Genomic DNA, 6,216 nt, shown 5'->3' on the forward strand with positions numbered 1-6,216 from the left:
ATCAGGCCCAGCAGCATCCCCACGCCCGCCGCGCCGAAACCCCAGCCCCAGCCATAGGTCTCGCCCAGCCAGCCCGCCAGGATCGTGCCCAGCGCCGCGCCGACATTAATGCCGACATAGAAGATCGTATAGGCCCCGTCGCGGCGGATATCGGTGCGCGAATAAAGCTGGCCGACGATGACCGAGATGTTGGCTTTCAAAAATCCCGAGCCGACGATGATGAACGCCAGCGCCAGCCAGAAGACGTTGATCGCGGCCGATGCCTGACCGCCATCGCCCTCGAACCCCATCAGCAAATGGCCCAGCGTCAGCAACACGCCGCCGAACAGCACGGCCTTTCGCTGGCCCAGATAGCGGTCGGCCAGATAGCCGCCGAGGACGGGTGTGATATAGACCAGGCTGGTATAGGCGCCATAGATCAGGTTCGCCTTGCCGTCGTCGAACAGCCAGTGTTTGGTCAGATAGAAGATGAGCAGCGCGCGCATCCCGTAATAGGAAAAGCGCTCCCACATCTCGGCAAAGAACAGCACATAAAGGCCGCGCGGATGGCCGGCGAATTCGGGCTGCTTGCTGGCGGCGACCGCGCCGCCGCCGATCAGCAACAGCACAAGGAACGCGCCCGCGATCGCGGCGATCGTGTCGGCAGTGGTCAAGGGGCAAGCCTCTCTGAACATTACGCCGCCTGGTCGCGGCCGATATTGGCGCGAACCCTAACCCCGAATCACGCAAAGCCAAGCGGCAATGTCACAATTGTGACTTGTCGGCGGGACGAACAGGCCCTTTGCATGGGGCGGCGGGCGCGTTAGCGAAGCGGCATGTTCAACGACACCGCCACGCTTTCGACCTATCTCGCCACGCGCCGTTCGGGCAAGCCCCGCGACATGGTGGCGCCCGGTCCCGACCGCGCGACATTGGAAAAAATGGTCGAGATCGCCGCGCGCACCCCCGATCATGGCAAGCTGGCACCGTGGCGCTTCATCGTCATCGGCTCCGAACAGCGCGCCGTTTTTTCCGACATGCTGGAGGCCGCCTATCGCATTGACCGGCCGGAGGCAGGGCGGTTGGAGATCGAGGCGGTACAGCAATTCGCGCATCAGGCGCCGACGCTGATCGCGGTGCTGTCGTCGCCGCGCGAGAGCCATATCCCGTTGTGGGAACAGGAATTGTCGGCCGGTGCCGCGGTGATGAACCTGCTCCACGCGGCCAATGCCCATGGCTTTGTCGGCGGCTGGCTGACCGGCTGGGCGGCGTTTTCGCCCGCGGTGCTGGCGGGGCTGGGCGGCCGCGCGGGGGAGCGGATCGCGGGGTTCGTGTTCATCGGCACGCCGTCGCGCGCGCTGGACGAACGACCGCGCCCGTCGCTGGACGCGATCCTGTCCAACTGGGCGGAATAAGGGGTCGGGCGGGATAAGGGATTGGCCTTTGCCACCCATTTGCCGTATTAAGGCAGCATGACAGCGATCGAGCATTCGGATTCGCCCGTTTACATGCGCCTTCGCGCCACGATCGCGGCGGCGATCCTGCGCGGCGAATATCGCGCGGGCGACCAGTTGCCGTCGGTTCGCGCGCTTGCGGCCGAAGTGGGCGCGAACCCGCTGACCGTGGCCAAGGCGTATCAGACGTTTCAGGATGACGGCTATGTCGAGGTCCGGCGCGGCGTCGGCATGTTCGTGCTGCCCGGCGCGGCCGAGGCGCTGCGCGTGGCGGAACGCGACCGGTTCCTCAACGGATATTGGCCCAAGGTGCGCGACCATATCGCGCTTCTGGGGCTGACCCCGGACGAATTGTTCGAGCGCGAGCGGGCATAGGCGATCAGCGACGTTCGGGATTCCCCGAGGTTCGAACGCGGATGCCACTGATTTGATGATGAAATATGGTGCCCGGGGACGGAGTCGAACCGCCGACACTGCGATTTTCAGTCGCATGCTCTACCAACTGAGCTACCCGGGCATTGGGCTTCACGACCGGTCGCGGCCGTTGGGAGGGGGCCTCTTAATCGCGCGAATCGTGCCTGTCCAGCCCATCCGTATCGGTCGGGTCGATTGCCGGGCCAGGCAGACGATAGCCCTCCCCCAGCCATTGCAGCATGTCGCGGTCGCGGCATCCCCGCGAGCAGAAGGGCGCATGATCGGGGTGCGCGGCAGTGCCGCAAAGCGGACAGGCTTTTCGCCGGGTCTGGGTCATCGGGCTTCCTCGGCAACGATGCGCGCGGCAACGCCGGTGCGGCGCGTCAGTTCGTCGGTCAGTTCGGGGCGGCGCAGCAACCACTGCGCGACGGCGTGCGGCACGATATGGGTATCGGGCACCGGCGGGGGAAGCCGTTCAAGCTGGCGCAGCACCGCGCGGGCGGCGTGGCCGACCGGATCGGCCATGATCCGTTCGGGCAGCGACGGTCGCGCGCGGCGGCGCACGACCTGCATGAAGCCGAAGCCGTTGATCGCTGTCCGCTCGAACGGTTGAGGCAGCGCGGCGTCGAGCGCTTCGGCCACCGCCAGCCGCTCGGCCTTGTCGGACAGGGTGGGGAAATCGATGCCGATCGACCCGCCAATGTCGTGCCGCTCAAGCGCCTGTGCCACGGCATGCGCCGCCGCGATCGACAGGGCGCCGTGGGGCGGGGCGCCATCGACATCGAACAGCACCATCGCGGGCGTCACCGCCATCCGCAACCATCCGCCGGGGAACGCGATATCGCCGGTCAGCGCCTCATCCAGCACTTCGGACCAGCCCGCCGCTTCGAAATGATCGGGTTCATGCGCGCGGCATTCGCGAACCGGCAGGCCAGTGGCGGCGATGCGGTCGCGCAGCGTCAGGCCGGGATGCGGACTGCCATCCGCCGGGACCGCCTTGGGCAGGCGGATGCGGCCGCGCTCGACGATCGCTTCGCGCACGATGCGGACGGTCAGCGTGCCGCCCTGCGTGATGCCGCGCGGCAGCGGTTCGAGCAGCGCTTCGCCCTGGCGGTCGGCCAGCGTTACCTTGCCGGTGCGGGGTCCATTGATGTCGGTCAGGCGCGCGCGGGCAACGGCGCCTTCGCGCGGGGCATTGTCCGCCGGTTCGATCCGCGCCTTCCAGATGCGCCCGCGAGAAACCAGCGCGGCCCGCGCTTCACCGATTCCGGCTTCGAACAGCCATTCAGCCAAGCGGATAACCCGCGCTTTCAAGCAGCGCGCGCGTTTCGAACAGGGGCAGGCCGATGACGCCCGAATGGCTGCCCGACAGGAAGCGGACGAATGCCTCCGCCCGCCCCTGAATGGCATAGCCCCCCGCCTTGCCCAGACCCTCGCCACAGTCGAGATAGCGTTCGATCTCCGCCGACGACAGCCGCTTGAACGCGACGACGGTGTCGGCCAGCCGCACGCGGGCGGTCCCGTCGGTGCCGATCAGGCAGACCGCCGACAGCGCATGGTGGCGGCGGCCCGACAGTTTTTCGAGCAGCGCGCGTTGTATCTCGCGGGTGTCGGCGGGGGGCAGGATGCGGCGGCCGAGCGCGATTGTCGTGTCGCCCGCGATCACCATTTCGTCACTGGCGCGCTCGACCGCCGCGGCCTTTTCACGCGCCAGCCGGAGCGCATATTCGCGCGGCAATTCACCCTTTGACGGGTTTTCGTCGATATCGGGCGAACAGACGCGACCCGGCACCACGCCCAGCCGCGCGAGCAGGTCGCGCCGCCGCGGCGATGAGGATGCAAGGACCAGCGAAGCCATGCCGACAGCGGCCCGTGCGGGCGTTATTGCGGGCCGGGGCCGCCGCGACCGGGCATGAAGCGATAGGTGATCCGCCCCTTGGTCAGGTCATAGGGCGTCAATTCGACAAGCACTTCGTCGCCGACCAGCACGCGGATGCGATTTTTCCGCATCTTGCCAGCGGTGTGCCCCAGAATCTCATGATCATTTTCGAGCCGGACACGAAACATCGCGTTGGGGAGCAATTCCACCACGCGACCGCGCATCTCAAGCAGTTCTTCCTTGGCCAAACGGAGTCCTCTTTGGGAACGGAAAGTCGCGGGCCTATACGCCCGGACGCGAAAAAAGGAAAGCCGCGCCGCGACGATTGCCGTCCCGACGTCGCGATACGATGTCTCAGCCATGGTTCAGATGCCACGGCCTATATCCCATATAATGTCGATGGCGATGATTTCGAGAGGGCAGTGATGGCCTATGCCGACAGCCACAATCGCGCACGCGCGCCGGGTGCGGCCGCGGCGCTGGGTGTCACCGCGCTGCTGGGCTGGGGCCTGGTGGCGGGCCTGCAATTCGCGCCGCTGACCGAAACGGTCGAGGCGCTGGCGACCTTTACCGTCGCGCCCGACGCGCCGCCGCCGCCGCCCGACCCCGTGGTGCCGCCGCCCAGGCGCGATACCCGGCCGGAGGGGGAAGCCGCGCCCCCCAACCTGACGTCCAAGGCAACCGAAGTCACAGCACCGGAACCGCGGGTCCCGATCCCGTTACCCCCGCCGCCCGTCGTGGTGGCACGCACCGCCGGACCCGGCGCGCAATCGACCAGCGGCGCGGCGGACGAAGTCGGGCCGGGCACGGGGGCCGGGGGCATCGGCAACGGATTTGGCGCGGGCGGGTCGGGCGATGGCGAGGGCGGGGGCTGGCGCGAGGAGACCCCGCCGATCCAGGTGAGGGGCGATATTCGCGATGCCGATTATCCGGCGCATCTGGCCGATAACGGCATCGGCGGGCGGGTTGGCGTGCGATACCGTGTCGACCCTGACGGCCGCGCGCGCGATTGTCGCGTCACGCGGTCAAGCGGCGTGCGCGAACTGGATGCGATCACTTGTGCCCATATCGAGCGCCGCTTCCGCTTCCGCCCCTCGCGCGACGGACGTGGCCGCCCGGTCGCAGCCGAGATCGTCGAAAGCCACGAATGGGTCAGCGAACCCATGCCGGCGTCATGACGCCGTAGCCGGTTGTTCCCCGCGCCCCGTGACCATCGCCGCGATGGCGAGGTCGCCGGTGACGTTCAGCATCGTCCGGCACATGTCGAGCAGCCGGTCGACGCCCAGGATCAGACCAATGGCGACCGGCGGCACGCCGACGCTGGCGAGGATAATGGCGACGACGGGCAGCGATCCGGCGGGGACGCCCGCGGTGCCGATGCCGCCCAGGATGCAGACCAGCATCACGCTGCCCTGCTGCGCCAGCGTCAGCTCGACCCCGAAGAATTGCGCGAGGAAGATGACCGCAACGCCTTCGAACATGGCGGTGCCGTTCTGGTTGGCGGTGGCGCCGATGGTCAGGACGAAGCGCGAGATCTTGCGCGGCAATTTCAGCTCATGTTCCGCCGCCGACAGCGCGGTCGGCAGCGTGGCGTTGGACGATGCGGTGGAAAAGGCCATCAGCATCGGCGCCTGAACGCCGCGGAAAAAGCCGACCGGCCCGCGCCCGGCAAACAGCCAGACGCAGATCGGATAGATGACCAGCATCTGGATCGCCAGCGCGCCGATCACGGTGCCGACGAACGCGCCCAGCCGCACCAGCACATCGGCCCCGAACTCCGCCGTCAGGTTGAACATGAAGGAAAACACCGCGATCGGCGCGAGGCGGATGACGAAGCCGATCAGCGTCAGCGTGACTTCCAGCATCCCCTCGATCGCCTGAGCCAGCGTTGCGACCTTTTCCCGCTCGGCCACGACCATGCCGATGCCGAACGCAAGGGCGAAGACCATGACCGCCAGAATGTCGTCCTCCGCCGCCGCGCGAAACACGTTGGACGGAATGATGGCAAGGAAGCTGGCAACGCCCGACGGCGTGTCGCGTGACTGGCCGACAATGGCGCCCGCGCCCTCGCGCGCGCTGGCGAGCATGTCGCGCGCGACCACGGGGTCGACGCCGTCGCCGGGGCGGATCAGATTGACCAGCGCCAGCGCGATCAGCACCGAAATCGTCGACAAGAGGAACGTGAAGAACAGTGTCCGTATCCCGACCCGCCTGAGCGAGGCGAGGTCGCCCATTTCCCCCACCCCCGTCACCAGCGCGGCGAACAGCAGCGGGATGACCAGCATGAACAGCAGGCGCAGGAAAATCTGGCCGATGGGGCCGGTGACGTATGTGGTGATGAAGCCGACCCATGCCGCCCCCTCCGCCGCCCAGTTGGCGGCGAGGCCGAGGAGCAGACCCGCGACCAGACCGGCCAGCATCTGCATGTGCAACGGGAAGCGCCCGGCCTTTTCCTCGGCGGCGTCGGGGCGGGCGCGTTCGGTCAAGCGG

The 6,216-nt window shown here is 67.6% G+C and carries 9 protein-coding genes and 1 tRNA gene; 3 read left to right on the forward strand and 7 right to left on the reverse strand.

The features are described from left to right. Window positions 1-674 (reverse strand): oligopeptide:H+ symporter (locus VL973_RS13150; protein WP_414712248.1); only part of this gene is annotated, 674 nt, incomplete at its 3' end. 141 nt (window positions 675-815) lie between these two features. On the opposite strand from VL973_RS13150, the gene VL973_RS13155 reads away from it, so the two are divergent. Together VL973_RS13155 and VL973_RS13160 are read left to right on the forward strand one after the other, a co-directional pair. Then, window positions 816-1,394 (forward strand): nitroreductase family protein, encoded by a 579-nt coding sequence (locus VL973_RS13155; protein WP_325284483.1) that lies wholly within the window; start codon window positions 816-818, stop codon window positions 1,392-1,394. Between the two features lie 57 nt (window positions 1,395-1,451). Further along, window positions 1,452-1,808: a GntR family transcriptional regulator gene (locus tag VL973_RS13160; protein WP_325284484.1), complete on the forward strand. Its 357-nt coding sequence runs from the start codon at window positions 1,452-1,454 to the stop codon at window positions 1,806-1,808. Between the two features lie 66 nt (window positions 1,809-1,874). Here VL973_RS13160 and VL973_RS13165 read toward each other — a convergent pair. From VL973_RS13165 to infA, 5 genes are all read right to left on the reverse strand, one after another. Continuing rightward, a tRNA-Phe gene (locus tag VL973_RS13165) sits at window positions 1,875-1,950 on the reverse strand. Between the two features lie 42 nt (window positions 1,951-1,992). Beyond that, window positions 1,993-2,184, reverse strand: coding sequence for a DNA gyrase inhibitor YacG (locus tag VL973_RS13170; RefSeq protein WP_325284485.1), 192 nt, complete (start codon window positions 2,182-2,184; stop codon window positions 1,993-1,995). Continuing rightward, window positions 2,181-3,140 (reverse strand): ribonuclease E/G, encoded by a 960-nt coding sequence (locus tag VL973_RS13175; RefSeq protein WP_325284486.1) that lies wholly within the window; start codon window positions 3,138-3,140, stop codon window positions 2,181-2,183. Before VL973_RS13175 ends, VL973_RS13170 begins: the two co-directional genes overlap by 4 nt. Continuing rightward, window positions 3,133-3,705 (reverse strand): Maf family protein, encoded by a 573-nt coding sequence (locus VL973_RS13180; protein ID WP_325284487.1) that lies wholly within the window; start codon window positions 3,703-3,705, stop codon window positions 3,133-3,135. The genes VL973_RS13175 and VL973_RS13180 overlap by 8 nt, the downstream gene beginning before the upstream one ends. Before the next feature lie 23 nt (window positions 3,706-3,728). Then, window positions 3,729-3,974, reverse strand: a complete 246-nt coding sequence (gene infA / locus VL973_RS13185; protein ID WP_325284488.1) for a translation initiation factor IF-1 — start codon at window positions 3,972-3,974, stop codon at window positions 3,729-3,731. Window positions 3,975-4,151: 177 nt separating this feature from the next. On the opposite strand from infA, the gene VL973_RS13190 reads away from it, so the two are divergent. Next, entirely contained in the window at window positions 4,152-4,904 is a 753-nt protein-coding gene (locus VL973_RS13190; RefSeq protein WP_325284489.1) for an energy transducer TonB, read from the forward strand. Here VL973_RS13190 and VL973_RS13195 read toward each other — a convergent pair. Then, window positions 4,899-6,216: dicarboxylate/amino acid:cation symporter (locus VL973_RS13195; protein WP_414712249.1), on the reverse strand; the 1,318-nt coding region annotated here is incomplete at its 5' end. The genes VL973_RS13190 and VL973_RS13195 overlap by 6 nt on opposite strands.

Source organism: Sphingomonas sp. (assembly GCF_035490575.1).
Lineage (GTDB): Bacteria > Pseudomonadota > Alphaproteobacteria > Sphingomonadales > Sphingomonadaceae > Sphingomonas.

Bases quoted from the DNA above. Each gene is read 5' to 3' on its own strand.
- VL973_RS13170 (WP_325284485.1), bottom strand. From the start codon at position 2,184: ATGACCCAGACCCGGCGAAAAGCCTGTCCGCTTTGCGGCACTGCCGCG.
- VL973_RS13180 (WP_325284487.1), bottom strand. From the start codon at position 3,705: ATGGCTTCGCTGGTCCTTGCATCCTCATCGCCGCGGCGGCGCGACCTG.
- VL973_RS13190 (WP_325284489.1), top strand. From the start codon at position 4,152: ATGGCCTATGCCGACAGCCACAATCGCGCACGCGCGCCGGGTGCGGCC.
- VL973_RS13160 (WP_325284484.1), top strand. From the start codon at position 1,452: ATGACAGCGATCGAGCATTCGGATTCGCCCGTTTACATGCGCCTTCGC.
- VL973_RS13155 (WP_325284483.1), top strand. From the start codon at position 816: ATGTTCAACGACACCGCCACGCTTTCGACCTATCTCGCCACGCGCCGT.